This is a genomic window from Aeromonas sp. s6 (assembly GCF_040907815.1).
Lineage (GTDB): Bacteria > Pseudomonadota > Gammaproteobacteria > Enterobacterales > Aeromonadaceae > Aeromonas > Aeromonas caviae.
The window spans coordinates 19,667-44,686 of record NZ_JBFOCN010000085.1; the positions used below are offsets into that span (position 1 = coordinate 19,667).

General features: G+C 64.2%; 23 protein-coding genes. 8 read left to right on the forward strand and 15 right to left on the reverse strand.

What is annotated here, in order from left to right; genetic code table 11:
- Positions 1–60: 60 nt before the first annotated feature.
- The gene (locus AB5Y50_RS13230; RefSeq protein ID WP_039039282.1) at positions 61–465 is read right to left on the reverse strand and encodes a carboxymuconolactone decarboxylase family protein; all 405 of its coding nucleotides are present in this window, start codon (positions 463–465) and stop codon (positions 61–63) included.
- On the reverse strand, positions 462–1,445 hold the full coding sequence (locus tag AB5Y50_RS13235; RefSeq protein ID WP_043152346.1) for an aldo/keto reductase: 984 nt from the start codon (positions 1,443–1,445) through the stop codon (positions 462–464). The genes AB5Y50_RS13230 and AB5Y50_RS13235 overlap by 4 nt, the downstream gene beginning before the upstream one ends.
- Positions 1,446–1,544: 99 nt before the next feature.
- Between AB5Y50_RS13235 and AB5Y50_RS13240 the strand changes: the two genes are divergently transcribed.
- Positions 1,545–2,453, forward strand: a complete 909-nt coding sequence (locus AB5Y50_RS13240; protein WP_043152344.1) for a LysR family transcriptional regulator — start codon at positions 1,545–1,547, stop codon at positions 2,451–2,453.
- Positions 2,454–2,568: 115 nt separating this feature from the next.
- Here AB5Y50_RS13240 and AB5Y50_RS13245 read toward each other — a convergent pair whose 3' ends face one another.
- On the reverse strand, positions 2,569–3,261 hold the full coding sequence (locus AB5Y50_RS13245; RefSeq protein WP_043152342.1) for a response regulator: 693 nt from the start codon (positions 3,259–3,261) through the stop codon (positions 2,569–2,571).
- A 3-nt stretch (positions 3,262–3,264) separates the two neighbouring features.
- Entirely contained in the window at positions 3,265–4,830 is a 1,566-nt protein-coding gene (locus tag AB5Y50_RS13250; RefSeq protein ID WP_043152340.1) for a sensor histidine kinase, read from the reverse strand.
- Positions 4,831–5,088: 258 nt separating this feature from the next.
- Here AB5Y50_RS13250 and slyA point away from each other — a divergent pair, with 258 nt between their 5' ends.
- The 4 genes from slyA to AB5Y50_RS13270 all read left to right on the forward strand — a co-directional run bounded on the left by slyA (position 5,089) and on the right by AB5Y50_RS13270 (position 8,201).
- Complete coding sequence (gene slyA, locus AB5Y50_RS13255; RefSeq protein WP_010673459.1) at positions 5,089–5,562, forward strand: transcriptional regulator SlyA; 474 nt, start codon at positions 5,089–5,091, stop codon at positions 5,560–5,562.
- Between the two features lies 1 nt (position 5,563).
- The gene (locus tag AB5Y50_RS13260; protein WP_010673458.1) at positions 5,564–6,619 is read left to right on the forward strand and encodes an HlyD family secretion protein; all 1,056 of its coding nucleotides are present in this window, start codon (positions 5,564–5,566) and stop codon (positions 6,617–6,619) included.
- A gap of 10 nt (positions 6,620–6,629) precedes the next feature.
- Positions 6,630–7,658: a DUF2955 domain-containing protein gene (locus tag AB5Y50_RS13265; RefSeq protein ID WP_010673457.1), complete on the forward strand. Its 1,029-nt coding sequence runs from the start codon at positions 6,630–6,632 to the stop codon at positions 7,656–7,658.
- A 183-nt stretch (positions 7,659–7,841) separates the two neighbouring features.
- Complete coding sequence (locus tag AB5Y50_RS13270) at positions 7,842–8,201, forward strand: MliC family protein (RefSeq protein WP_010673456.1); 360 nt, start codon at positions 7,842–7,844, stop codon at positions 8,199–8,201.
- A 58-nt stretch (positions 8,202–8,259) separates the two neighbouring features.
- On the opposite strand, the gene AB5Y50_RS13275 is transcribed toward AB5Y50_RS13270, so the two are convergent.
- The 4 genes from AB5Y50_RS13275 to nrdD all read right to left on the reverse strand — a co-directional run bounded on the left by AB5Y50_RS13275 (position 8,260) and on the right by nrdD (position 11,751).
- Positions 8,260–8,652 carry an energy transducer TonB gene (locus AB5Y50_RS13275; protein WP_010673455.1) on the reverse strand — a complete coding sequence of 131 codons (393 nt, stop codon included), beginning with the start codon at positions 8,650–8,652 and terminating at the stop codon, positions 8,260–8,262.
- A 133-nt stretch (positions 8,653–8,785) separates the two neighbouring features.
- Positions 8,786–8,956, reverse strand: a complete 171-nt coding sequence (locus tag AB5Y50_RS13280; protein ID WP_010673454.1) for a YqaE/Pmp3 family membrane protein — start codon at positions 8,954–8,956, stop codon at positions 8,786–8,788.
- A 57-nt stretch (positions 8,957–9,013) separates the two neighbouring features.
- On the reverse strand, positions 9,014–9,523 hold the full coding sequence (gene nrdG / locus AB5Y50_RS13285; protein WP_010673453.1) for an anaerobic ribonucleoside-triphosphate reductase-activating protein: 510 nt from the start codon (positions 9,521–9,523) through the stop codon (positions 9,014–9,016).
- Positions 9,524–9,633: 110 nt separating this feature from the next.
- On the reverse strand, positions 9,634–11,751 hold the full coding sequence (gene nrdD, locus AB5Y50_RS13290) for an anaerobic ribonucleoside-triphosphate reductase (protein WP_109422245.1): 2,118 nt from the start codon (positions 11,749–11,751) through the stop codon (positions 9,634–9,636).
- A 439-nt stretch (positions 11,752–12,190) separates the two neighbouring features.
- On the opposite strand from nrdD, the gene AB5Y50_RS13295 reads away from it, so the two are divergent.
- Positions 12,191–13,159 carry an ABC transporter substrate-binding protein gene (locus AB5Y50_RS13295; RefSeq protein WP_050485116.1) on the forward strand — a complete coding sequence of 323 codons (969 nt, stop codon included), beginning with the start codon at positions 12,191–12,193 and terminating at the stop codon, positions 13,157–13,159.
- Positions 13,160–13,216: 57 nt separating this feature from the next.
- Here AB5Y50_RS13295 and ligA read toward each other — a convergent pair whose 3' ends face one another.
- From ligA to AB5Y50_RS13310, 3 genes are all read right to left on the reverse strand, one after another.
- On the reverse strand, positions 13,217–15,223 hold the full coding sequence (gene ligA / locus AB5Y50_RS13300; RefSeq protein WP_043152325.1) for an NAD-dependent DNA ligase LigA: 2,007 nt from the start codon (positions 15,221–15,223) through the stop codon (positions 13,217–13,219).
- Positions 15,224–15,322: 99 nt separating this feature from the next.
- The gene (gene zipA, locus AB5Y50_RS13305; protein ID WP_010673449.1) at positions 15,323–16,453 is read right to left on the reverse strand and encodes a cell division protein ZipA; all 1,131 of its coding nucleotides are present in this window, start codon (positions 16,451–16,453) and stop codon (positions 15,323–15,325) included.
- Between the two features lie 15 nt (positions 16,454–16,468).
- Positions 16,469–19,843: an AAA family ATPase gene (locus tag AB5Y50_RS13310; RefSeq protein WP_010673448.1), complete on the reverse strand. Its 3,375-nt coding sequence runs from the start codon at positions 19,841–19,843 to the stop codon at positions 16,469–16,471.
- 110 nt (positions 19,844–19,953) lie between these two features.
- Between AB5Y50_RS13310 and cysZ the strand changes: the two genes are divergently transcribed.
- Positions 19,954–20,718: a sulfate transporter CysZ gene (gene cysZ, locus AB5Y50_RS13315; protein WP_010673447.1), complete on the forward strand. Its 765-nt coding sequence runs from the start codon at positions 19,954–19,956 to the stop codon at positions 20,716–20,718.
- Between the two features lie 134 nt (positions 20,719–20,852).
- Positions 20,853–21,467, forward strand: a complete 615-nt coding sequence (locus tag AB5Y50_RS13320) for a trimeric intracellular cation channel family protein (protein WP_010673446.1) — start codon at positions 20,853–20,855, stop codon at positions 21,465–21,467.
- A 94-nt stretch (positions 21,468–21,561) separates the two neighbouring features.
- Here the strand turns inward: AB5Y50_RS13320 and AB5Y50_RS13325 are convergent, their stop codons facing one another.
- The 4 genes from AB5Y50_RS13325 to AB5Y50_RS13340 all read right to left on the reverse strand — a co-directional run bounded on the left by AB5Y50_RS13325 (position 21,562) and on the right by AB5Y50_RS13340 (position 24,951).
- On the reverse strand, positions 21,562–21,813 hold the full coding sequence (locus AB5Y50_RS13325) for a DUF3862 domain-containing protein (RefSeq protein WP_368162976.1): 252 nt from the start codon (positions 21,811–21,813) through the stop codon (positions 21,562–21,564).
- 103 nt (positions 21,814–21,916) lie between these two features.
- Complete coding sequence (locus AB5Y50_RS13330; protein ID WP_010673444.1) at positions 21,917–22,462, reverse strand: DUF882 domain-containing protein; 546 nt, start codon at positions 22,460–22,462, stop codon at positions 21,917–21,919.
- A 148-nt stretch (positions 22,463–22,610) separates the two neighbouring features.
- Positions 22,611–24,092 carry a murein L,D-transpeptidase gene (locus AB5Y50_RS13335; RefSeq protein WP_029313953.1) on the reverse strand — a complete coding sequence of 494 codons (1,482 nt, stop codon included), beginning with the start codon at positions 24,090–24,092 and terminating at the stop codon, positions 22,611–22,613.
- A gap of 91 nt (positions 24,093–24,183) precedes the next feature.
- Positions 24,184–24,951 (reverse strand): ABC transporter substrate-binding protein, encoded by a 768-nt coding sequence (locus AB5Y50_RS13340; protein WP_010673442.1) that lies wholly within the window; start codon positions 24,949–24,951, stop codon positions 24,184–24,186.
- Positions 24,952–25,020: the final 69 nt, after the last annotated feature.

Below are 25,020 nucleotides of genomic sequence, written 5' to 3' on the forward strand. Positions count from 1 at the left end.
CCCTTCTTGCTGCCCTCGTCAGGGCACGCCTGACCTTTTCGCCAGGGTGGCGTCTCCTCCTTAATCCCTGCCCCCCCGCCCCTTGTCATGGGCGGCGAAGGCGCTGCGGGCCGCACTAATGCCATTCATGCAGGCGGGCACTCCGGCATAGACGGCGACCTGGAGCAGGATCTCGATGATGGTCTCCCGGCTGACCCCCACATTGAGGGCGGCCCGGATATGGAACTCGAGCTGTCCGGGCGCCGTGCCCATTCCCATCAGGGTCGCCACCGTGAGCATCTCGCGGGTGCAGAGATCGATGCCGGGACGGGCGAGCACATCGGCAAAGGCAAACCCCAGCACCAGCTCGGCAAGCTCCGGTGACAGGGCATCCAGGCTGGCGGCGACCCGCGTGGGCGCCTGGGGATCGAGCCGGGCCAGCAGCGCGAACGCCCGTTCACGGCGATCCGTGTGCGAGCCGCTCATGCGTTCACCCCCTTCATCCCCTCGGCGGTATAGCGCTCCCCCGCCACCGGCAGGGTCCGGATGGCCTGTCCCAGGGCCCCGAGCTCCGCTGGGGAGAGGCGCACCGAGAGGGCGCCGAGGTTATCCTCAAGGTGGGTCAGGCGCCGGGTGCCGGGGATGGGCACTATCCCCTCCCATTGCGCCAGCAGCCAGGCCAGGGCTATCTGCGCCGCCGAGCATCCCTTCTGCTGCGCCAGGGCCATGACCGCCTGCACCAGGGTGCGGTTGGTGGCGAGGTTCTCCCCCTGAAAGCGCGGCAGACCGGCCCGAAAATCCCCTTCCTCGAACACCGCCTCCTGCTGGTAACGCCCGGTCAGAAACCCGCGCCCCAGGGGGGAGTAGGCCACCAGACCAATCCCCAGCTCCCGGCAGGCGGGCAGCACCGCCGCCTCCACCTCCCGCGTCCAGAGGGAGTATTCGGTCTGCACCGCCGCCACCGGGTGCACGGCATGGGCGCGCCTCAGGGTGGCCTCGCTCACCTCGCACAGACCGATGCGGGCTATCTTGCCCTCCTGTACCAGCTGCGCCAGCCCGGCCATGGTCTCCTCGACGGGATGGGCCGGATCGAGGCGGTGCACATAGTAGAGATCGATCTGCTCGATGCCGAGGCGGCGCAGGGAGCCCTCGCAGCTCTGGCGCGCATAGCGGGCGCTGTTGTCGAGGGTACGCCTGTACTCCCCGTGCTGGCGCACGATGCCAAACTTGGTGGCGACCTTCACCTGCCCCCGCCGGGTCGCGAGAAAACGCCCGATCAGCGCCTCGTTGTGGTGGGGGCCGTACATGTCGGCGGTGTCGAGCAGGTCGATGCCCCGCTCCACTGCCTCCGCCAGCACCCGCAAGGACGTATCATCGTCCCGCGGCCCGTAGAATTCGCTCATCCCCATGCAGCCCAGCCCCAGGGCAGAGACCTGCAGGTTGGCTCCCAGTGTTCGTCGTTGCATCGCATTTTCTCCCTGACAAGTTGCAGGGGAGTATGGTCTTCCGAAAATGAATGAGATATAGAGATAACTGGCAACCTATTTTCCGATTATGGAAACACTATGCACGATCCCCTGCTCTGGGACGACGCCCGCGTCTTCCTGGCCATCGCCCGCAGCGGCACCCTGAGCGGTGCCGCCCACGCCCTTCGCATGGGGGTGGCCACCGTCTCCCGGCGCCTGGACAGGCTGGAGGCGGCCCTCGGCCTGCCCCTGTTCAGCCGCCACCAGCAGGGCTATCGCCTGACCGACGACGGGGAGGCCCTGCTTGAGCGAGCCGAGGCGCTGGAACATGCGGGACTGGCCTTTGGCGAGGCGGGGCAGTTGCAGGGACAGGTGGCCGGCACAGTGCGCCTCGCCACTGCCGAGAACCTGGCCAATCCCCTCATCATCCCCTCCCTGCCGACGCTCTTTGCCCAGCACCCCGAGCTGAGGGTAGAGCTGGTCACCGGGGTGCAGACGGTGAACCTGCACCGGCGCGATGCCGATCTCGCGGTGCGCATGGTCAAGCCCGATGCCGGCCACCTCACCCTGCGGCGCCTGGGCACCCTGGGCTTTGGCCTCTACGGGACCGGCGCCTACCTGGATGCCCGCAGCCCCGGGGTGGATGCCGCCAGCTTCGATCAGGATGACTTCATCGGCTGGAACGAAACCCAGAGCCACCTGCCCGCAGCCAGATGGATGACCCGCATGCTGCGCGGCCGCCCCTGCCGGGTGGAGACCGGCACCCTGGCGGCCCAGCTCGCCGCCGCCCAGGCCGGTCTGGGGCTCGCGGTGCTGCCCCACTACCTGGCCCGCCAGACGGATCTGGTCTGCCTGCTGCCGGAGCTCGGGGTGGATCAGCCCATCTGGCTGGTGCTCCACAGCGATCTCGCCCACTCCCGGCGGGTGCGGGCCGTGGCGGATCACCTCATCGCCCTGTTCGAGCGCGCCCGTACCGCCCTGCACCCCTTCTCGGGCGACCCCAGATAGAGCGGGCCGGGTCGCATCGGGGCGAAACAAAAGGGAGCTCAAAGGCTCCCTTTTATCTGCGCGGCCTGCGCAGCATGGTGTGCGCGGCCTCTTCGGCGTTGTGCCCGCGACGGGGTCACGACTCCCGGCGCCAGTGGTAGCGCCGCTCCGGGCGGCCGCGCTGGCCGTAGCTGAGCTCCACGTCCAGCCGATCTTCTGACTCCAGAAACTCCAGGTAGCGGCGGGCCGTGGTGCGACTCAGGGAGAGGCGCAGGGCCACGGTGTCGGTGGAGAAGGTGTTGTCCGGCTCCCCCGCCAGCAGATCCAGCACCTGGCGCAGGGTGATGGCGTCGATCCCCTTGGGGGTTTCCCGCGCCTCCCGCCCCTGGTTGCGCGCCTTGCCCATCAGGCGGTCCAGGTCGCTCTGGGCCAGCTCCCCCGGCTCGCAAAGGCGGCGATGCAGGACCAGGATCTCCTCCAGGCTCTGCTGGATGCGAAACAGCCGCAGCGGCTTGATGACGTAGTCCTGCACGCCCAGGTTGAGGGCCTGCTGTATGGTCTCCACGTCGCAGGAGGCGGTCACCATCATCACCATCACCTCCCGGTTGTGGCTGCGCAGCCGGCTCACCCACTCCAGGCCCGAGCCATCGGGCAGGGAGATGTCGACCATCAGCAAGCGGGGCTCGCTCCCCGCCATCAGGCGATCCGCCTCGGCCAGGGTGCCGGCCCGCCCCATCAGGGAGAACCCGGCCGTGGAGGAGACCAGCTCCCCCAACATGGCGCCTATCCGCTCGTCATCCTCGATAATCAGCGTGAAGATTGGCTTCATGACTTACACCAATTGGTTTTTATTCAAATAGATACCAAACAGGGTCGTCTGCTCGGCGGTGCGGCGCCATTCTATCACGCCCCCCCGCCTGGCCACCGTCTTCTTGACCAGGAAGAGGCCGACCCCGTGATCCCCGGTCTGGCGGCTGACACCGTAGTCGAACAGGTGATCCGCCAGCGCCTCGTCCACCCCCTCGCCACTGTCCTCCACCTCGATCACCAGCCGCCGCCCCAGATCATCGAGGGAGAGCAGCACCCTGGGAGCGGCGTGCTCGCGGTTCCCCCAGGCGGCGCGAATGCCGTTGTCCAGCAGGTTGCCGATGCAGGTGATGAGATCCGCCGACACCTCGGCCGGATACTCCCCGAGGGCCGACCCCGCATCCAGCACCAGCTCCACCCCCAGCTCCCGCGCCCGGCTGAACTTGCCGAGGATGAGCCCGGCCACCGGCTTGTTCTCGATGACCCGCAGCAGATCCTGCAACATGTTCTGGCAGGCTTCGTTCTCCTGCTGGATGAGGTCTACCGCCTGCTCCACGTGGCCGAGCTGGAGCAGACCGGAGAGGCTGCTGAGCTTGTTGGCGAATTCATGGGTCTGGATGCGCAGCATCTCGCCGTACTGGCGCAGGTGGGTCACCTGCATGCCCAGGCTGCCGGTGCCGTCTGGCCGGCTGAAGATGAGCATGCGCCCCGGCTCGCGACCGCTGAGCTCCTGCCAGTGGCCGACGAAGTCATCCCCCTGCACGGTGAACCTGACCGCCCCCCCTTGCTGCAACGTGGGCACGAGGCCGGGGGCCAGCTCCGCCAGGGAGCGGCCCAGCAGGGCGTGGCGCCCGGTGCCGGGCAGTCGCAACTGATAGAAGGCTGCGCTGTTGAGCATGGTGATCCTGTGCTGGTTGTCCAGGGCCACTATCCCCTCCGAGATCCCCTCCAGCACCAGATCCTGCTGGGCGAAGCGATTGGCGATGGTTTCCGGCTCCAGATCCAGCAGGGTGCGGCGCAGCAGGTGCTGCACCCAGAGCGCCAGCAGCAGGCCGCACCCCAGCACCGCTGCAATGGCGCCGACCAACAGGGCGATCCGCTCCTGATAGGTGCCCTCCACGGTGCGCATCAGATAACCCACCGCCACCGCGCCGATGGCCTGGCCATCGGGCCCCACCACGGGAGCGAAGCAGCGGATGGCGGGGCCCAGGGTGCCCACGTCCCGGGAGCAGTAGCTCTCGCGCGACTGGAGTGCAGGCCAGATGTCCTCCCCCCGGAAGGTCTGGCCCACCAGCTCGGGCGAGGGGTGGCTCAGGCGCCTGGCATGTTCGTCGGTCACCACCATGTAGGCGGCATCGGTGCGGCTGCAGATCCCCTGCACATAATCCCGCAGCCCGGGATCGCTCCCCTTCTCCAGGGCCTGGACCACCCGGCTGTCCGCCGCCAGCACCCGGGCCAGATCGCTCCCCTTCTCCTTCAGGTTGTTCTCCAGCAGGTGGCGCATGAAGAGGGCGAGCAGACAGCCCAGGATCAGGATCAGCAGCAGTGACAAGCCAAGCGAGAGGGTGACTAGCTGGTGGCGCAGTTTCATCGTTCAACCTTGCAGCGGACGGGAAAGCCCAGGGTGAGGGTGTCGCCCCGCCGGGTCAATGGCCAGCCTGGCGCACCTCAAAGGTGGCCACTCTAACGCCTCCTCCGGCCGTTGTCGGTTAGCTGGCCCGCAAAGCCATATAAAAACTTAAACACCACGGCCCGGGCAAAAAACCTGAACGTGAGCTGTATCACACTATTTACTTAGCCTGCGAAATAAATATAATGCTTCGCAAGCTAAGTAATTGAGGTGCCCGTCATGAAAAAGGATCTGGAGATGTTGCGAGAACTCTCCCTCGCCGAGCAGCTGGGGCGATTGCACCGGCTCTGGCGCACCGTGGCCGATCTCGAGCTGGCGCCTCTGGGGCTCACCCATCCCCGCTGGACCGCCCTGTGGAAACTCAGCCGCCTCGGCGGCCACCTCAGCCAGAAGACCCTGGCCGAGGCCCTGGAGATAGAGCTCCCCTCCCTGATGCGGACCCTGGGTCAGCTCGAGGAGCAGGGGCTGATCGAGCGCCATTGCTGCAGCCAGGACAAGCGGGCCCGCATCGTCACCCTGACCCCGGCGGGCAAGGCGCTGCTCGATCAGATCGAGGGCCGCATCATCGCCGTGCGCCGGGAGCTGCTCACCGGCATCAGCCAGCAGGAGCTGGCCCAGTTTGAAGACATTGTGCACCGCATCTCCGCCAACGCCCTCGGCAAGATAGCCGCACAGCACGAAGAGAGAGAATAAGATGACACCGGATCAACAATTCAAGCGCTGGATAAAGTGGGCCATCGTCTGCTTCGTCCTGGTGTTTGGCTACTTTCTGCTGGCCGACATCAAGATGCCCCTGACCCCCCAGGCCATGGCCACCCGGGTCGTCACCCGGATGGCCCCCCAGGTCAGCGGCAAGGTGGTCGAAGTCGCCGTCGCCAACAACCAGCACGTCAAGCAGGGGGATCTGCTGTTCGCCCTCGACCCGGAACCCTTCCAGCTCGCCGTGGATCAGGCCAGGCTCGCCCTGGATCAGGCCAGGCAGCAGAACCGCCAGCTGGACGCGACCCTGACCGCCTACGAAGCGGAGTACAGCTCGCTGCGCACCCAGGCCGACCAGAAACAGCGGGAAGCGGCGCGCATCGACGCCCTCTACCGCCGTCACATGGTCTCTGAACAGCAGAAAGATGACGCCGACAGCGCCGCCCGCACCGCCCGTGCCAACCTGCTCGGCAGCCAGGCCCGGGTAGAGCAGGCCCGCGTCAACCGCGGCTTGCCAGGGGAAGACAACCTGCTGCTGCGCCAGGCCCGCAACCGCCTCGCCCAGGCCGAGCTCAACCTCGCCTACAGCCGGGTTCATGCGAGCCAGGACGGCATCATCACCAACCTGCAGCTCAAGCCTGGCAGCGTGGCCAATGCGGGCTCCCCCCTGCTGGCCCTGGTCTCCGAGCAGGTGGACGTGATCGCCGATTTTCGCGAGAAGAGCCTGCGCCACGTCAGCGCCGGCAGTCAGGCCCTCGTCGCCTTCGACGGCGAGCCCGGTCGTCTCTATCCTGCCCGCGTCGCCAGCCTGGATGCCGGGGTCAGCGCCGGCCAGTTTGACGCCAACGGCCAGCTTGCGAACCCCGTCGAGTCCGATCGCTGGGTGCGGGATGCCCAGCGCCTGCGCCTGCACCTGACCCTGGAGCAACTGCCCGCCCACCTGCCGGCCGGGGCTCGCGCCACGGTGCAGCTGCTGCCGGACAACACCCTGACCGGGCTGCTGGCCCGCGGCCAGATCCGTCTGCTCAGCCTGCTGCACTACATCTATTGAGATGATGACCATGAACCTGTGGCACAGACCCCTCACCCCCAACGAACTGCGCCAGTGTCTGCGCATCGCCTTTGGCTGCACCCTGGGGTTTGTGCTGTGCAAGATCTTCGGCTGGAGCAACGGGGTCTTCTTCACCGTCACCCCGGTGCTGCTGCTCGGCCTGGTGCCGGTGATGAACGGTCACGCCGCCCGCCAGCTCATCGCCTCCGCCGCCATGTGCGGTCTGGAAGTGGGACTGCTCGGCGGCCTGTTTGGCGGCCACCCGGGGCTCATGACCCCCCTGGTCTTTTTGCTCTTCCTCTACCGTTTCGCCGCCATGTCCCGGGGCAGCCTGTTCCTGTTCGGTGCCAACGGGGTGCTCAGCCTCAGCATCATGCTGCACTTTGCCAGCTACCCCGGGATTGATCTGAACGACCTCATCTTCAGCAACCTCTGGGCCAGCGTCCTGTCGGTGCTCATCGCCTATCTGATGACGGCCCTCATTCCGGATGTGGAGGAGCGCCCCAGGCCGGCCCCCTCCCCCAAGGCGCCGCACCGGATGCGCCACGAAGCCCTGCTGGGAGCGTCCATCGCGACCCTCTCGTTCCTGGTGTTCCAGATCTTCGATCTGCGCGACTCCATGTCCGCCCAGGCCACCACCCTGCTGCTGCTCTTCCCCATGCACTGGAACGGCGCCCTAGACTATGCCCGCAAGCGGGCCATGGGCACCCTGCTGGGGGTGAGTTTCGGCATCCTGGGGCAACTGGTGCTCTATGACTGGTCCGGCTTGCTGCTGCTGGTGACCCCGGTGCTCTGGCTCGGTGCCATGCTGTTCAGCTATGCCCATGTGAAGGAGGCGAGCGGCTCCGGAGTCGGCTTCGGTGCCCTCACCACCCTCGGCATCCTGTTCGGCCAGTACCTGACCCCGGGCAACGACCTGGTGTTCAGCGCCCTCTATCGGGTGAGCAGCATCCTCTTTGCCATCGTGGTCACCCTGCTCGCCTGCTACCTCATCCACCGGCTGCTCAATCGCTTCGAGGCGACACGGTTCGGCCACTGACCCTTTTCTGCAGCCATTGGATGGCTCCCTTTCGCCCCGCTTGCCTGCCGGGGCGTTTTTTTGCCTGCCCCACGGACCAGAGGGAGACGGACGCATCCCGACGCAGGGCTCCTGCCACGAGGTTGCAGTTGTGCCTCATCCTGTTAGGCTCAAGGCCATATGACACCGTTGTGAGGATCAAACATGAAACACGCCAAGCTCTTTCTACTGGGGGCGGGCGCCATCACCCTGCTCGGCGGCTGCGATCTGGGCAGCGGCAAGCTGGGAGTGACCGGCGGCGATCCCGTCACCTATCTGTGTGAACAGAACCAGAAAGTGCAGGTTCGCTACTTCTCCCTCTCGGACGAGAGCCTGAACTTCGTCAAGCTCTCCCTCCCCGATGGCAAGGATTACACCCTGCCACAGGCGGTTTCCGCCTCCGGCGCCCGCTATACCGACGATCACGAGGTGGTCTGGTGGAACAAGGGCAAGGAGGGGTTCGTCGAGATGCGTGATGACGCCGGGGAGTGGCAGAGCCGCTACAACGACTGCAAGGAGCAGTGATCCGCGCCGTCATGGCACACAGCCCACACGAAACACCCCGGCCTGGCCGGGGTGTTTGTCATTTCACTTCCACTTCAAATCGGGCCACAACCCGAGCCGGAATGGCTTGCTGATTCTGCTCCGATGGCCGGTAGCGCAGCTGCGCCAGCCCGGAGATGGCGATGAGATCCAGCACGCCGGGAGGCTGGGACTCCAGTACCTCTGGGCTGAACAGCGTGCCATTGGAATCGATGAGGTAGCGAAGGGTCACATACCCCTTGACCGGCCTCTTCGCCGGCAGCCCCCCGACCGGGTTAAAACTGATGGCATCCCCCACCAGCACCCAGTATTCGGGCAGCGTTTCCCAGGTGACATCCACCGGAGGCTGATTCAGCTTGGCGGTGGGGCTGGCACAGCCCCCGAGCAGGGCCAGGGCGGCCCACAGAAACAACCCTTTCACACGCACTGACATTCCCTCTTCGTTGTATCGCTCGATTCCATGAGCGACGCGCCAGTGTCAGGCAAAGGGGCTCATCCGGGAAGCCCCCATCTGGCAGGCAAAAAAAAGCCAACCCCGGAGGGCTGGCCTTGTGATCTCTCACGGCTCAGGCGCGCTTGTCGCTTACCACCAGCCAGAGGGCATGAACCATGCCGGGCAGACCGCCCAGCAGGGTCAGCACTATGTTGATGAGGAAATGGAGGCTGAAGCCTACCTGGATAAAGGCGCAGACCGGGGGGAGAAAGATGGCCAGCAGGATCTTGAGCAGATTGTTCATCGGGATTCCTCGTGTAAACAGCACTTGGGGTTGGCCTAACCATAAACACCCAAAGCCTCAACTGCAAACCAGACAGGGGATCCGCTCTCCTCCTTTCCGCCAGGCGTTGAGGTCGTGAACCATCTGGTTGCTGCTGCCACGCCAGAGCAGACCGGGATCCGCCAGGGCCTTCTCGAACCTGCCATCCACCAGCACGTCCAGCAAGGCCACCAGCTCCCGCTGGGCCGGGCTGAGATCGGCCAGCAGATAGCCGGTCCAGCACCAGATGTCCTTGCCGGGGCACTCGGCCCGCACCCGCTTCACCAGCGCCAGCACATGCGGCACGTTGGCGGGGTGGAGCGGATCGCCGCCGGAGAGCGACAGTCCGCGCCGCTTGATGCGGCTGTCGTTGAGATCGTGAATGATGCGATCGCTCATCGCCTCATCGAACGGCTTGCCCCCATCGAGCCGCCAGGTGCTCTGGTTGTAGCAGCCGGGACACTGGTGCTCGCAACCCGACACGAACAAGGTGGCGCGGGTGCCTGGGCCGTTGATCACATCGACCGGGTAGTACTGGTGGTAGTGCATTCGAGTTCTCTGGGTTAACGGCCAACCCCCTCCCAACCTCCCCCTTCGAAAGGGGGAGGAGCTTCTTTGCCCCCCCTGCCAAGGGGAGGGCTGGGGTGGGGTCTGCTCGCTTACATATGCTTGACGCGGCGTTTGACCTCTTCCTGCTTGCCCGCGTTGAAGGGGCGCGCATCCGGGCTGCCGAGATAGCCGCACACCCGGCGTGTCACCGACACCTTGGCGGGGTCATGGTTGCCGCAGCGCGGGCAGGTGAAGCCCTTGGAGATGCACTCGAACTCGCCGGTGAAGCCGCAGTCGTAGCACTCGTCGATGGGGGTGTTGGTGCCGTAGTAGGGCACCTTGTCATAGCTGTAGTCCCAGACGTTCTCCAACGCCTCCAGGTTGTGCTGGATGTTGGGGTACTCGCCGTAACAGATGAAGCCGCCGCTGGCGATGGGCGGATAGGGCGCCTCGAAGTCCAGCTTGTCGTAAGGGTTCACCTGCTTCTCCACGTCCAGGTGGAAGCTGTTGGTGTAGTAGCCCTTGTCGGTCACCCCGGCCACCACGCCAAACTCCTTGGCGTCGATGCGGCAGAAACGGGTGCAGAGGTTCTCGCTCGGGGTGGAGTAGAGGCTGAAGCCGTAGCCGGTCTCCTCCTTCCACTCGTCGGTGGCCGCCTTGAGCCGCGCGATGATGGCGATGGCCTTCTGGCGCAGGGTCTCGCTGTCGAACAGGTGGACGTCTGTGCCATAGAGGGCGTTGATGGTCTCGTGTACCCCGATGTAACCCAGCGAAATGGAGGCGCGGCCATGTTTGAAGATCTCGCTGATGTTGTCATCGGCCTTGAGGCGCACCCCGCAGGCCCCCTCCATGTAGAGGATGGGGGCGACCCGGGCCTTGACCCCGTCGAGGCGCTTGATGCGGTACATGAGCGCTGTCTTGGCCACCCGCAGGGCGGCGTCCAGCTTGTCCCAGAAGTCCGCTTCATCGCGGGATTTCAGGGCAATGCGCGGCAGGTTGAGGCTCACAACCCCCAAGTTGTTGCGCCCTTCGTGGACCAGCTCGCCATTCTCTTCAAAGGCACCGAGGAAGGAGCGGCACCCCATGGGGGTCTTGAAGGAGCCGGTGACCTTGACCACCTGGTCGTGGTTGAGGATGTCCGGGTACATCCGCTTGGAGGCGCACTCCAGCGCCAGCTGCTTGATGTCGTAGTTGGGATCCCCCGGTTTGTGGTTCAGGCCATCCTTGATGGCGAACACCAGTTTCGGGAAGACGGCGGTCTTCCTGTTCTTGCCAAGGCCGGCGATGCGGTTGCCAAGGATGGCGCGCTGGATGAGGCGCGATTCCCAACTGTCCCCCAGGCCAAAGCCGAAGGTGACGAACGGCGTCTGACCGTTGGCGGTGTGCAGGGTATTGACCTCGTATTCGAGGGACTGGAAGGCGTCGTGGCACTCCTTCTCGGTGCGAGCCATGGCGTAGGCGTCCACATCCTGGATCCCCCACTCCTCGGCCACCTCCCGGTGCTTGTGCCAGCTGATGGTCACATAGGGTGCCAGCACTTCGTCGATGCGGTTGATGGTGGTGCCGCCATAGATATGGCTCGCCACCTGGGCGATGATCTGGGCGGTCACCGCGGTGGCGGTGCTGATGGATTTTGGGGTGTCTATCTCCGCGTTGCCCATCTTGAAGCCGTGGGTCAGCATCCCCTGCAGATCGATCAGCATGCAGTTGAACATGGGGAAGAAGGGGGAGTAGTCGAGATCGTGGAAGTGCAGGTCGCCGCTCTCGTGGGCCTGCACCACGTCACGGGGCAGCATGTGACTGATGGCGTAATGCTTGGCGACGATGCCCGCCAGCAGGTCACGCTGGGTCGGGATCACCTTGGAGTCCTTGTTGGCGTTCTCGTTGAGCAGGGCCGCGTTGGTCTGCTCCACCAGGCCGCGGATCTCCTGGGCCAGGCGACCCCGGGCCTCGCGAGCCTGATCCCGGTCGTGACGGTATTCGATGTAGGCACGGGCGATGGCCTTGTCGTCGGAGGCCATCAGGTGGTTCTCGACCCGGTTCTGGATCTCGTGGATGTCTACCTCCCCTCGCCCCTCCAGCTCCTGGCTGACAGCGGCGGCAATGCGCTCTGCCAGCGCCGGACTGGCCTGATTGACCGCTGCCGCCGCCCGGCTGACCGCATCGCGGATCAGTTGGCCATTGAATGGTGCACGACATCCATCGCGTTTGATCACTACCGGTTTCATCGATTTTCCCCGTATTGAAAGACCTGGTGGCCACCCTCGGCTCACCCTCGTTGAGTCCCCTTCTCCACGCCCGTCCCCGGCGCAAACAAGGTCAGCCAAGGCTTGAAACACCTGGGCTGACACTGAGAGGGCGACCACTTATGCACAGCTTTATGACACTATATATGGGTGTTTTTTTTATGCTTACCCCTATATGTGGGGTCTATTAGGCACCAAAGCGGTACCCTGTTTCTTGATCCAGAACAGGTTTTGGAAGGAGTGGGGCAGTTCACGACCAGCGCCAAAAGACGCTCTTTTTGCTCACCCCAGACGGGATGCGGGCTCCCGCCCGGCAAGGGATAAAAAGAGAGGGGCACGCCTTCCGACAACAATTGACCGAGGCGCCAGAGAGCGGGAGAGCACATACTGGGGAACAGTCTGTCCCTTGCGGAAAAAACACGTGACCAAGGTCTTGCTCCTGCTCTCCCTCCTCTCCCTCCCGCTGCTGGCCGCCGAGATCCTGGTGATCAGCAGTTATCACCAGAGCAACCAGTGGGATCAGAGCTACAGTGCCGGCCTCGAGCAACACCTCAAGCAGGCGCATCACCTCGGCTATCTCTATCTGGACACCAAGCGCCAGCCCGGCCAGACCCGTGACGAACTGCTCGCCAAGGGAATGGCCGCCTACCGGACCCACCAGCCGGCGCTGGTGATCCTGGGGGATGACAACGCCATCAACGCCCTCGCCCGACCCATCGCCGCCCGGGGAACGCCCGTGGTGTTTCTCGGGATGAACGAGAATCCGCGCCCCAAGGGGCTGGTCGGCCACCCCCTGATCACCGGCGTACTGGAACGCCCCCTGCTCAAGCGCAGCATCAGCGAGATGAGTCAGTTGATGGGAGGGCTGGAGCGTGCCCTGGTACTGTTTGACGAAAGCGAGGTGTCCCGCACCGCCGTCGCCCACGAGTTCAAGGGGCGAGGCGAGCTGACGATCGGCCAGACCCGGGTCAGCAGCCGCCAGTTCACCGACTATGGACACTGGCAGGAGGCAGTGCTCGCCAGTCGGAAAAACGGCTATCAGGCGCTCTTCCTCGGCCTCTACCACACTCTCACCGACGCTCAGGGCCAGCATGTAAGCGAGCAACAGGTGCTGGCATGGACCAGCGCCAACAGCCCGGTGCCACTGTTCTGCTTCTGGGCCTTTGCGGTGGGCAGGGGAGCCGCCATCGGCGGTCTGGTGCTCGACGGCCACAGCCAGGGAGAAAGAGCCGCCGAACTGGCCAATGCCATCCTCTCGGGCACGGCGCCCGGCGCCCTCTCCCCCCGCGCCGCATCCCGCGGGGAATATCTGTTCAGCAAGAGCGAACTGGCACGCTGGCACCTGACGGCTCCCGATGCCTGGCAGGACAAGGTGAGCTACGTCGAGTGAGCCCACCTACGACAAACCCGGCCAGTAGGCCGGGTTTGTCTGCTCAAACGTGCATTCTCAGGGCTGAATGGCCGCCTGCAACTCGGCCTCGGTCCAGATGGTGATCCCCAACTCCTGGGCCTTGGCGAGCTTGGAGCCTGCCGCCTCCCCCGCTACCAGCACGTCGGTCTTGGCCGACACCGAGCCCGCCACCTTGGCCCCCAGGGCCTGCAGCGCCGCCTTGGCGTCGTTGCGGGACAAAGCGGTGAGGGTACCAGTCAGCACGAAGGTCTTGCCGGCAAAAGGTTGATCGCTTGCCTCTTTCTTCTCGATGGCCGGCCAGTGGATCCCGGCGGCCAACAGGGCGTCGAGCACCTCGATGTTGTGGGGCTGGCGCAGGAAGTAGTAGACGTGCTTGGCCACTATGTCTCCCACGTCGGCCACTTCCAGCAACTGCTCCACCGAGGCGGCGCGCAGGGCATCCAGAGTGAGGAAGTGGTTGGCGAGGTTCAAGGCGGTCGTCTCCCCTACTTCGCGGATCCCCAGGGCAAACAGGAAGCGGGGCAGGGTGGTGCTGCGGGCGGCATCGATGGCGGCCACCAGGTTGAGGGCCGATTTTTGCCCCATCCGCTCGAGACCGGCCAGCTGGATGGCATTGAGGCTGAACAGGTCCGCCGGGGTCTTCACCAGCCCCTTGTCCACCAGTTGCTCCACTATCTTGTCGCCAAGGCCATCCACATCCATGGCGCGACGCGCCGCGAAGTGCTTGATGGCGGCCGCCCGCTGGGCCTCGCAGAAGAGACCGCCGGAGCAGCGGGCCACGGCCTCCCCTTCCAGCCGCTCCACCGCCGAGCCGCACACCGGGCACTCGGTCGGGAAGAGGATCGCGCGGGCATCCGCCGGGCGCTGCGCCTCCACCACAGCCACGACCTGGGGGATCACGTCCCCGGCCCGGCGCACGATCACGGTGTCGCCGATCATGACGCCAAGGCGCGCGATCTCGTCCGCATTGTGCAGGGTAGCGTTGGAAACGGTGACGCCGCCGACAAACACCGGCTTGAGCTTGGCTACCGGGGTGATGGCACCGGTGCGGCCCACCTGGAACTCGACGTTCTCAAGCGCCGTCATCTCCTCTTCTGCCGGGAACTTGTGGGCAGTGGCCCAGCGCGGCGCGCGGGCAACGAAACCGAGCTCCTGTTGCAGTGCTATGTCATCCACCTTGTAGACCACGCCGTCGATCTCGTAGGGGAGATCCCCGCGGCGCGCCAGGATATCATCGTGAAACGCCTGGCAGCCGGCGGCACCCTCTTTGAGCTTCACTTCCGGGCTGAGCGGCAGACCCCAGGCCTTGAGCTGATTGAGGCGACCGAAGTGGGAATCCCCCAGCTCGTCGCCACCGACTCCCACGCCGTAGGCATAGAAGCTGAGGGGGCGGCTGGCGGTGATGCGTGAATCGAGCTGGCGCAGGCTGCCGGCAGCGGCGTTGCGCGGGTTGACGAACACCTTCTCCCCCGCCGCCAGCGCATCGCGGTTCATCGCCTCGAACCCAGCCTTGGGCATGAAGACCTCCCCACGCACCTCCAGCCGCGCCGGCCACCCCTGGCCGCGCAGGGTCAGGGGAATGGCCTTGATGGTGCGCACGTTCTCCGTGATCTCCTCCCCCGTGGTGCCGTCCCCGCGAGTGGCGGCCTGTACCAGCTGGCCATCCACGTAGAGCAGGCTCACCGCCAGACCGTCGAGCTTGGGTTCGCAACAGAAGGTGAAAGTCACCTCCCGCTTGAGGCGATCACTCATGCGTTGCTCGAACGCCTGCAACTCCTCGCTGCTGAAGACGTTGTCCAGACTCAGCATGGGGATCTCGTGGCGTACCTGCTTGAAGGCGGTCAGCGGCTGGCCTCCCACCCGCACGCTCGGCGAGGCCGGGGTTTTCAGCTCGGGATGCTCGGCCTCCAGCGCAATCAGCTCGCGCATCAGACGATCGTATTCGGCGTCCGGCACCGTGGGGTTGTCCAGCACATAGTACTGATGGCCGTACTCGGTCAGCAGCTCACACAGTTGACGGTGGCGGGAGAGGATATCGCTCATGAAAAAGTCTCGAAGTGTGATGGAACATTCAGTCTGGGGCAGAAACAAAAATGCGGCACCGGGGTACCGCACTTTTCATTGTTCAAGCCCCATGGCGCATCAGTCGCGGCTGGCCTCGTAGGCGGCCAGCTCGTGGCGATAACGGGCGATGTCGTCGTCGCTGAGGGGACTGCGCGAGGCGTCGGTCAGCATGGCATCGAGATCGCTCGCCAGCTGATCCGCAGCCTGCAACATGTGCTCGAAGGCGAAGGCGGCATTGCTGCGAAGGGGCAGTTGCATGAAGAGGGACACACCCGGGGTGCTGAACTGCTCCATGCGATAGGGGTTGAAGGTACCCGGCTTGACCATGTTGATCATGGAGAAGAGCACTTCCCCCTTGCCGCCCAGATCTTCGTGACGGTGGAAGATGTCCATCTCGCCAAACTTGAAGCCCAGCGCCAGCAGGGAAGAGAGCAGAGTCGCACCTTGCAGATCGTGGCCGGGACGGGCCATCAGGTTGATGACATAGACATCCTGCCAGATCTTCTCGACCGGGGCCGGAGCGGGTTCTGGCTCGGCTGCGTGAACCGGCTCTTCATAGGCTGGCTCGTCATCGTAAGCGGGCTCTTCATAAGCCGGCTGGGCGTAGCGGGGAGCCTGCTGGGCAACCGGTACCGGCTCGCGTGCACCGAAGGTCGGCGCCTGGGCATAGGCCGGCTCCACCAGCGGCTCTTCGTCCAGCGGCTGCATCATGGGCTCGCGCTGCGGACGGGAACGGTGTACCGGCGTACGGCGGATCACCTGTGCAGGTTTGCGCACCGGCGCGGCAGGGGCCTCTTCAACAGGGGCGGCAACCGGCTCGTCATAGTCCTCTTCTTCCTCATACACAGGCTGAGGGGGGACAGGGCGAGCGGCAGGCTTGCGCACCACGGGAGGCGGCAGATCGGCGTCGTCATCTTCATCATCGAAGGCGGGAACGGGGGCGACACGGCGGGGTTCGGGCTGACGGGCCTCGTCGCTGCGCAGTTTGGGCTCGGCACGACGGCCACCGCTCACCACACGCACCTGACCGATGCCATCGCTGTCGAAGGCGTCGTTGTCACGCTCACGGGACTTGGACTCCATCCGACCCAGGGGTTTCTCCTTGATCGGTGCCTGACGATTCTTTCTGTTGCTCCACAACCCGTGAATGAGCAATGCCGCGATGGCAATACCGCCCAGGGCAACCAAGATGTAACGCAATTCCTGCATTAGCTGCTTCTCTTTCTAGTTTTGCTCAGCCAAAGCGACGGCTTCACCGATATCGACCGACACTATGCGCGAAACCCCGGGCTCTTGCATCGTGACGCCAACCAGCTGCTCGGCCATCTCCATGGAGACCTTATTATGACTGATGTAAACGAACTGTACTGTGCTCGACATCTCTTTGACAAGAGAACAGAAGCGACCGACGTTCACTTCATCGAGCGGTGCATCCACCTCATCCAGCAGACAAAATGGTGCTGGATTGAGTCTGAAGATGGCGAAAACCAGCGCAAGGGCGGTTAGCGCCTTCTCCCCCCCGGAAAGCAGGGCAATGGTAGCATTCTTCTTGCCCGGAGGTCTTGCCATGATGCTCACTCCGGCCTCCAAAAGATCATCCGAGGTCAGCTCAAGCCAGGCACTGCCCCCCCCGAACACTTTTGGGAACAGGGATTTTAAATCTTCATTGACCTTATCGAAAGTGTCGCGGAAGCGTATTTGTGTTTCTTTATCAATTCTTTTAATGGCTTGGCTCAAGGTATCGAGGGCCTGCTCCAGATCCTGGCACTGATTTTCCAGGTAGCTTGAACGGGTTTTCGCCTCCTCATACTCTTCCAGTGCCGCCAGGTTGATGGCGCCAAGCGCCTCCACCTGCGCCTCCAGCGTCTGGATCTCCTGGCGCAGCTTGCCGCGATCAGCGGCAATCAGCACCGCCTGATCGAGGTCCACCAGGCGCACGCCCAGCTCTTCGAACTGCTCGTGCAGTCCCTGCCTGCGCGTCAGGTTGCGCTCGCGCTCGAGCCGCAGAGTCGCCAGCTTCTCTTGAATTTTCACCAGCTGCTTGTGATCGGCGCTTCTGGCCTGCTCCAGCTCGGTCAGCTGACGATCCAGCTCCGCGAGCCGCTGGTGACAGGCCAGTTGCTGCGCCTCAAGATTGCGCTGTTCGACCAGCAGGGGCGACAGATCCTGACTCGGAGCGGCCCCTGGCTCCTTGAGTTCCGCCAGCTCCAGGCCGAGACGGGCCAGCTCCTGCTCGCGCAGCGTGATGAGCTGGCGCTGGTTCTGCTGCTCCAGTTGCAACCGCTGGCAGGCCGCCTGCTGCTGCTCCCGGCGAAGGCGCGCCTCTTCCAGCGCCCGCTCCGCCCCGCTTACCTGCTCCTGGGCGAGCAGCAGCGCCTCGGCGAGTACCTCCCCCTGCTCCTGCTGCTCGCCAAGGGCCGCTTCATCCTGCTCAAGCCGCTCCCCGGCCGACGCCAGCCGCTGCGCCTCCTCAGCCTGCTCCTTATCGAGCCGGGCCAGCTCTTCCCCCAGCTGGCCCAGGCGCTGCAAGCGCTCCTGGCGCTGCCCCTCGCGCAGACTCCAGGCTTCGCGCAGTTGTTGCCACCGCAGCTCCTGCTCGCGCAGGGTGCGCTGAGCCAGCTCATGCGCTCCATGCTGCTGGGCCCGCGCTGCATCGGCGGCGACAAGCTGCTCGTCGAGTCTGTGCAGCGCCTCCCGACCCGCGGCCAGCTCGGTGTGCAGCCGCTCACGCTCACCGAGCAGCGCCAGCGTACCCAGGGCCATGCCCTCCCCCAGATCCGCCCAGTTGGGGCCGAACCAGTCGCCGGCGGGAGTGAGCAGCGACTCACCGGCAGAGAGGCTGTGCAGGCGGGACAGCGCCGCCTCCCTGCTCTCTGCCAGCCAGATGGCATTGAGGAAAGCCGGAATGTGCTCGCCCCCCAGTTGCGCCGCCAGGGTACCGGCCCTGGCTGGCTGGGCCGGGCCAATCCAGAGTCCAGGTTGCGCCAGGTTGCACTCGTCCGCCGGGATTGCGGTGAGCCAGCGGCCGAGCACCTTGTCCAGCCCCCGGGCCCACTCGGGGGGAACCTGCAACCGATCAGCCAGGGTCTCACCCGCCATCTGCTCCCCCAGGATCTGATCCAGGGTGGCGAGGCGCGCCTCCAGCTCGCGCAGCAGGCCCTGCTGGCGACCCTGCTCTGCCTTGAGTGCTTCATGGCGCGACACACCGGCCTGCCACGCCGCATCGGCTTCCTCATGGCGGGCGCGGGAGAGCGAGAGTTCCGCCGCCAGGGCATCGAGGGCCGGTTGCAGGTTCTCCCCCTCCCCGCCAAGGGGCCCGGCCTGTTCGTCTTCCAGCTTGAGGCGGGCAAGCCGGGTCTTGGCCTGCAGCTCCTGCAGGCCATTCACCTCGGCGCGGGTCTGGTTGAGCCGCCCCTGCAACTGGCCCAGCTGCTGCTGCCACTGCTGCTGACGCTGGCGCGCCTGCTCGAGCCGATCGCCCGCTGCCGCCCGCACGCTCTGCTGGTCGGTAAGTAACTGCTCACACTGCTCGAGGCGCGCCGACGCCACCTCCCCCTGCAACGTGCTGTCGCCCAGTTGCTCCAGCTGGCCGGCCAGCTGGGCCTTGAGACCGTCGATACGCTCGCCGAGGGACTGCCGCCTCGCCTGCCAGTCGCGACCGAGTTCGTTCTGGTGCAGTTGCTGCTGCTCGAGGCGGGCGATGGCTTGCCCGCCGAGGAAAATCTGTTGCTGGCGGCTCGCCTGCTCGGCCTGCGCCTCCTGGCGGGCCACCGACAGGGTGACGTGACGCCCCTCGTCTGCAGTGCGCTTGGCATCGAGTGCCGCCAGCGCCTGCTCGGTCTGGGCCAGTTCGGTCTTGGCTTCGCCGAGTCGCGTTTCCAGCGCCCACAGTTCCGAGCCGATCAGCTCCGCACGAGCGGCACGTGATCGACTCTTGAGCTGCTTGTAGCGCTCGGCGGTCTCGGCCTGGGCCTTGAGATGCTCGAGGCGCGAGCCCAGTTCGCCGCGGATGTCGCCGAGGCGCTCCAGGTTCTCCTGGGTATGGCGGATGCGCTGCTCGGTCTCCCGGCGCCGCTCCTTGTAGCGGGAGACCCCGGCGGCCTCTTCCATGAACAGCTTGAGATCGGCGGGGCGGGACTCCACCAGCCGGCTGACGGTGCCCTGTTCGATGATGGCGTAACTGCGGGGCCCAAGGCCAGTGCCGAGGAAGAGGTCGGTCACGTCCTTGCGGCGGCACTTCTGGCCGTTGATCTGGTAGTGGTTGGAGCCGTCGCGCAGCACTTCGCGGCGCACCGAGATCTCGGTAAAGCGGCCGAACTCGCCGGGTACCCGGTTGTGGGGATTGTCGAACACCAGCTCCACCGAGGCGCGGCCATGGGCGCTGCGGTTGATGGAGCCGTTGAAGATGACGTCGGTCATGTTCTCGCCGCGCAGATGGCGGGCGGAGCTCTCCCCCAGCACCCAGCGCACGGCGTCGATGACGTTGGATTTGCCGCAGCCGTTGGGGCCCACCACGGCGGTCATGTCGGCGTTGAGTTCGATGCGGGTCGGCTCGACAAACGACTTGAAACCGGCGAGTTTGATCAATTTCAGACGCATGGCGGCCTATGTGGGTAACGAAATAAAGAGGAGGCGGGCAGGCGACTTTACCAAATCAAAGGCTTGTTTGTAATATGCTGGCACTTTCCCCATTCACTGATGGAGCTCACATGAGCCAATCACCCCACATGGTCAAAGATTCGGTCAGCGGTGCAGACTACTTCCTGCGCGGCTTCTCGCTCATCCGCCAGCCCGGCATCCGCACCTTCGTGCTGATCCCCCTGCTGGTCAACTTCGTGCTTTTTGCCGGTGCCTTCTACGCCCTGTTGCTACAACTGGACGGCCTGTTCGCCTGGCTGCACCAGCAGATCCCGAGCTGGCTCTCCTGGCTTGATTACCTGCTCTGGCCCATCGCCCTCATCACCATACTGGTGGTCTTCTCCTTCATCTTCAGCTCGGTGGCCAACTGGATAGCTGCCCCTTTCAACGGCCTGCTGGCAGAGAAGGTGGAACAGATCCTCACCGGTGAAGCCATGAATGACACCGGCATGCTGGATGTGGTGAAAGATGTGCCCCGTACCTTCGGCCGCGAATGGACCAAGCTGAAATACTATCTGCCCAAGGCCATCGGCTGCCTGATCCTCTTCCTGATCCCGGTAGTGGGCCAGACCCTGGCACCCGTGCTCTGGTTCCTGCTCAGCGCCTGGATGATGGCGATCCAGTATGTCGATTATCCGTTCGACAACCACAAGATCGGCTTCATCACCATGCGCGACGCCCTCAAGCAGCGTCGTGGAAAGTGCCTGAGCTTCGGCGCCCTGGTGACCCTCTTCTCCGCCATCCCGGTGGTGAATCTCTTCGTGATGCCGGTGGCCATCTGTGGCGCCACCGCCATGTGGGTGGACCAATACCGCAGCGAGCAACTTGGACGCTGAACCGCGTCATCATGATCAAAAGAGGGGGCGAAAGCCCCCTTTTCATTACTTAATCTAATGCATAACCAAGATAGCTTGTCGCCCCAGCGCAGGGTTGTTAGGATGCGAGCCTTTCTCGCACCCTGGGATATCTCATGTTACATGCACTCTTCTTGCTCGGCCTGGTGGCCGAAGGGATGACTGGCGCGCTGGCAGCGGGTCGGCGACGGATGGATCTGTTTGGCGTCGTGATCATCGCCTCGGCGACGGCCATCGGTGGCGGTACCATTCGGGATGTGCTGCTGGGCCACTATCCCCTGCTCTGGGTCGAGCACCCCGAATACGTGCTGCTGGTGGCGGGCGCCGCCATGGCCGGGGTCATCTCGGCCCCGCTGATGCGCTACCTTGGCAAGCTGTTCCTGGCGCTCGATGCCCTGGGGCTCGTGGTCTTCTCCATCTTCGGGGCTGCCCGGGCGCTCGAGATGGGCCACGGGGCCGGCATCGCCTGCATCATGGCCGTGGTGACCGGCGTGTTCGGGGGGGTGCTGCGGGACTTGCTGTGCCAGCGTATCCCGCTGGTGTTCAAGCGCGAGCTCTATGCCGCCGTCTCGCTGATCACCGCCGCGCTCTACTGCTTTGCGCTGCACCATGGGCTGCCCAACGACTGGGCCGCTTTCGGTGCCATCGGCATCGGCTTCGTGCTGCGGCTCCTGGCGGTACGCTTCAAGTGGGGACTGCCCACCTTCAACTATCAGTACGCCACCCATTGATCGCGCCAGTTCCTGGCCATATTGCACGGATAACGAGCAACAAAAAAGCGCCATACGGCGCTTTTTTGTTGGGCATCGGCAAGAGAGGAAAGGGTCAGTTGATCCCTTCCGAGCTGAAGAAGGTCGCCTTGTCGGCGATGAAACGCACCTTGATATTCTTGCCTTCCCCTCCCCAGACACAGCTCGTGGTGCCGAGAGCATCGTCGCAACGCTCGGCCTTGCCGAGGATGGCACTCGCTTCGGCATAGCTCATCCCGACTTTCAGCTTGTCGTAGCTCTCGCGGTTGAGCTTGCTGCAACCAGTCAACAACAGGGCGATGAGCCCCCCGATCACAATCTGCTTCATCTTTCTCTCCTCTGGCTGGAGTCCAGAGCCTAGCAGCTTGGTTCCCCTCAATGCCAGCGGCAAAAAGACACAATCGGCACTCAACCCTTGAGGAAATCCCGACTCACCAGCTGCGAACGGGGCCTGTGTCCAGGTGCACGAAGTTGTCGGAAGGGTAATAACCCACACCGCCCACCTTGAGGTTCAGGGCGGCCTTGCGCAGGTGCGCCAGCTGCACGCCGGGGATGCGCACGTCAACCGCCTGCCCCAGGGTGTGGTAGCTGTGCTTGGCGACGCCGCGACTCTTGCGCCGCTTCTGCTGATTGGTGGCCGGGGAGCGATAACCCGAGATGAGCTGGATTTCGCCGTGGCGTCCCAGCTTGTGTTGCAGCAGAAAGAGCTGATCGAACAGCTTTCTGTCGATGTTGAACACTTCGTTGCGACGGTAGTCACGGAAAATATGGTTGAGCTCCGCCAGCCCGTCGCTCAGATAATGGCCATCTTCCCAATAACTGGCGCGTACCCGCTCGCCGGTATTGAGGTTGAAGAAACTCAGTTCCCGTCCCGAAGTGCTGCGGCTCGCCAGCGCAGGGAACGACAGCAGGCTGGTCCCCATCAGGCAACCCGCCCCCAGCAGCAGACGGCGTCGGCTTATCCCTTGTCCCAGCATCCGTTGTCCGTCCATCTCATGGTGAAGTCACACAGGTGAATGAATTTGATACAAGGGCCGAAACTACCTGCCAGAAAAAGCGCTGTCAAACCCCATTCACCCATGAAAAAGCCCGGCACGGGCCGGGCTTTTCACTCTGTGGCGAGGATCACAGCAAGCGGCTTTGATAGCTGACTCTGTCGAATCCGTAGATATCGTTGCGCAGTTGCTGACGTCCCTCTTCATCAATCCAGCTGCTCCAGTAGACGGTAAACACCGGGATAGGGTTGCTCAGGGGCAGCCACTTGGTCTGGGTCTCTTTCAGGATACTGGCCACCTTGTCCGGCTGATAGCGGGAGTCCGCCAGCAGCAGCTCTGCCAGATCGTCGGCGTGTTCCACCCGGATGCAACCCGAGCTGAAGGCACGGGCCCCCTGCTCGAACAGCGCCTTGCGCGGGGTGGAATGGAGATAGATGGCATCGTTGTTGGGCAGATAGAACTTGTAGCGACCCAGGGCATTGTGATCCCCCGGCTTTTGCCGCAACCGGTAAGGGAAACCGGAGGCCAGCGCATGGTGCCAGCCATCTTCGCTGAACTGCACCGGATTGCCCTCGCCGTCGATCACCTCGAACTGTTCGCGATCCAGGTAGGCAGGATCGCGCCCGAGCTTGGGCAGAATGTCCTTGCTCAGGATGGAGCGCGGCACGTGCCAGGCCGGGTTCAGCACGATGGAGCGGATCTCGCTGGCGAGGATGGGGGTGGCCCGCTGCTCCTTGCCGACGATGACCCGACTGGTGAAGACCTCGCTGCCAGACTCCACCACGCTCAGGCGGTAGTCCGGAATGTTGACCAACACATAGCGACCGGCAAGGTGATCCACCAGATCACGGCGCCACAGGTTGCGTACCAGCAGGCTGGCGCGCACCTCGGGGCCGGTATTGAGCCAGCTGCGGGTCTGACGGCCGATGATGCCGTCGGCCGTCAGGCCGTGGCGGCGCTGGAACTGCTTGATGGCCTGTTCGGTCTCGGGATCGTAGAGGCTGTCCTGGTGAGTTGGGGCACTGTCCCCCAGTTCGTTCAGGATGGAGCGGATCTGGCCGAGCTCGGTCGAGCTCTCCCCGGCCCGCAGGGTCGACATGGAGAGGGTGGGCCAGTGCTTGGCCATGGGCATGGCCAGCAGCTTGCGCACTTCTTCGCGCACGGCGTCGTATTCCGCCACCTGTGGCCTGAGTTGCCTGACCTGCTCCAGCAGATTGTCTCCCTGGGGGGCATGGGCCAGGGGGCGGTTCAGATCCAGCTTGAGGGTCTGCATCTGTTCGCGCGCGACCAGATCCATCCCTCGCCAGGCCTGCTGGAACCGGGCCAGCTTGCCAAAGGCCTCATCGTAGAGGGCACCGCGTCGATCCGCCGGGGTCTTTTGCAACTGCTGCCAGAGGCGGTAGAAATCCGGATGCAACTGGGCCAGCACCGCTTCCTGCAACTGCTGTTCAAGCTCATGACGAGCCTGCTCGGCCACCTCGTTCTGATACCAGTCATGCTGAATGCTGGGACTGGCCACTACCGTCTGTTCCGTGCTGGCATGAACCATACTGGCCGGCCAGCAGCCCAGCCAGATGAGATTCGCCAATGCCAACCAATACTTCTTACCCATGCTTCTTACCACGCTTGCCTCAAATCGGTTCATTTCGGCCTGTCAGGCGCGACGGTCAGGTCCCCATGATGCGTGAATGCTGGCGACTTTGCTAGCGGACGGAGGTGTAACGACGCCAGATGAGTTCCTGCTCCCCGCTGTCACCGACGGCCACTATCGCCTCGTTGAACCGCTCCACGAATTCCCCGGACAGGGTCTTCTTGCTCAACATGAAAAAGGTGGGCGTCTCATGGATCGCCATGGTGTGGGGGACGACCGCATCCGACAGCCCCTCTCTCTTCAGACCCCAGGGCGTGGCCAGACTATCCCCGAGAAAACCGTCTATCCGCCCAAGCAGCAGCTTGCGATAGTTTTGCACATCGTTGACCTCGCTCACCTGGTTGCGGTATCGCTGCAGAACCTTGGTGATTTCCGGGCCGTAATAGTAGTCCCTGGTCACACCGAGGCGATGCCCGTGGGCCAGCCAGCTCGCCAGATCCGACTCCTCACCGGTACCGGATTTGCGTACCCAGAGCGATGTCCGGCCCGGGTTGTAGGGGATGGAGAACCAGGCATAACGCGCCCTCTCATCGGCAAAATACGCCTCCATCACGATGTCCAGCCGACCCCGCTCAAGATCGTGCAACCCCCGCTTCCAGGGACGCTCCACATAGACCAGACGACACCCCAGCCGATTCGACACGGCATTGAGGTAGTCGACCGCAAATCCACGCAGTTCCCGACGTGCGCCCTCTTGCTGGTAATAGTGGTATGGGGGCCAGTCATCGAAACCGACGCGAAGGGGGGAGGAGCAGAACGATTGCGCCCACAACGGTTGGAGGGGCAGACAGCAGAGCACACACAGAGAGAAGAGTCTCATGGGTCATCCTTGACGACGGGACAGGCCATCTTAATTCTGCCCGGGTGAAATGGCGACAGATCCTGCCAC

Bases quoted from the DNA above. Each gene is read 5' to 3' on its own strand.
- AB5Y50_RS13230 (WP_039039282.1), bottom strand. From the start codon at position 465: ATGAGCGGCTCGCACACGGATCGCCGTGAACGGGCGTTCGCGCTGCTG.
- AB5Y50_RS13235 (WP_043152346.1), bottom strand. From the start codon at position 1,445: ATGCAACGACGAACACTGGGAGCCAACCTGCAGGTCTCTGCCCTGGGG.
- AB5Y50_RS13240 (WP_043152344.1), top strand. From the start codon at position 1,545: ATGCACGATCCCCTGCTCTGGGACGACGCCCGCGTCTTCCTGGCCATC.
- AB5Y50_RS13245 (WP_043152342.1), bottom strand. From the start codon at position 3,261: ATGAAGCCAATCTTCACGCTGATTATCGAGGATGACGAGCGGATAGGC.
- AB5Y50_RS13250 (WP_043152340.1), bottom strand. From the start codon at position 4,830: ATGAAACTGCGCCACCAGCTAGTCACCCTCTCGCTTGGCTTGTCACTG.
- slyA (WP_010673459.1), top strand. From the start codon at position 5,089: ATGAAAAAGGATCTGGAGATGTTGCGAGAACTCTCCCTCGCCGAGCAG.
- AB5Y50_RS13260 (WP_010673458.1), top strand. From the start codon at position 5,564: ATGACACCGGATCAACAATTCAAGCGCTGGATAAAGTGGGCCATCGTC.
- AB5Y50_RS13265 (WP_010673457.1), top strand. From the start codon at position 6,630: ATGAACCTGTGGCACAGACCCCTCACCCCCAACGAACTGCGCCAGTGT.
- AB5Y50_RS13270 (WP_010673456.1), top strand. From the start codon at position 7,842: ATGAAACACGCCAAGCTCTTTCTACTGGGGGCGGGCGCCATCACCCTG.
- AB5Y50_RS13275 (WP_010673455.1), bottom strand. From the start codon at position 8,652: ATGTCAGTGCGTGTGAAAGGGTTGTTTCTGTGGGCCGCCCTGGCCCTG.
- AB5Y50_RS13280 (WP_010673454.1), bottom strand. From the start codon at position 8,956: ATGAACAATCTGCTCAAGATCCTGCTGGCCATCTTTCTCCCCCCGGTC.
- nrdG (WP_010673453.1), bottom strand. From the start codon at position 9,523: ATGCACTACCACCAGTACTACCCGGTCGATGTGATCAACGGCCCAGGC.
- nrdD (WP_109422245.1), bottom strand. From the start codon at position 11,751: ATGAAACCGGTAGTGATCAAACGCGATGGATGTCGTGCACCATTCAAT.
- ligA (WP_043152325.1), bottom strand. From the start codon at position 15,223: ATGAGCGATATCCTCTCCCGCCACCGTCAACTGTGTGAGCTGCTGACC.
- zipA (WP_010673449.1), bottom strand. From the start codon at position 16,453: ATGCAGGAATTGCGTTACATCTTGGTTGCCCTGGGCGGTATTGCCATC.
- AB5Y50_RS13310 (WP_010673448.1), bottom strand. From the start codon at position 19,843: ATGCGTCTGAAATTGATCAAACTCGCCGGTTTCAAGTCGTTTGTCGAG.
- cysZ (WP_010673447.1), top strand. From the start codon at position 19,954: ATGAGCCAATCACCCCACATGGTCAAAGATTCGGTCAGCGGTGCAGAC.
- AB5Y50_RS13320 (WP_010673446.1), top strand. From the start codon at position 20,853: ATGTTACATGCACTCTTCTTGCTCGGCCTGGTGGCCGAAGGGATGACT.
- AB5Y50_RS13325 (WP_368162976.1), bottom strand. From the start codon at position 21,813: ATGAAGCAGATTGTGATCGGGGGGCTCATCGCCCTGTTGTTGACTGGT.
- AB5Y50_RS13330 (WP_010673444.1), bottom strand. From the start codon at position 22,462: ATGCTGGGACAAGGGATAAGCCGACGCCGTCTGCTGCTGGGGGCGGGT.
- AB5Y50_RS13335 (WP_029313953.1), bottom strand. From the start codon at position 24,092: ATGGGTAAGAAGTATTGGTTGGCATTGGCGAATCTCATCTGGCTGGGC.
- AB5Y50_RS13340 (WP_010673442.1), bottom strand. From the start codon at position 24,951: ATGAGACTCTTCTCTCTGTGTGTGCTCTGCTGTCTGCCCCTCCAACCG.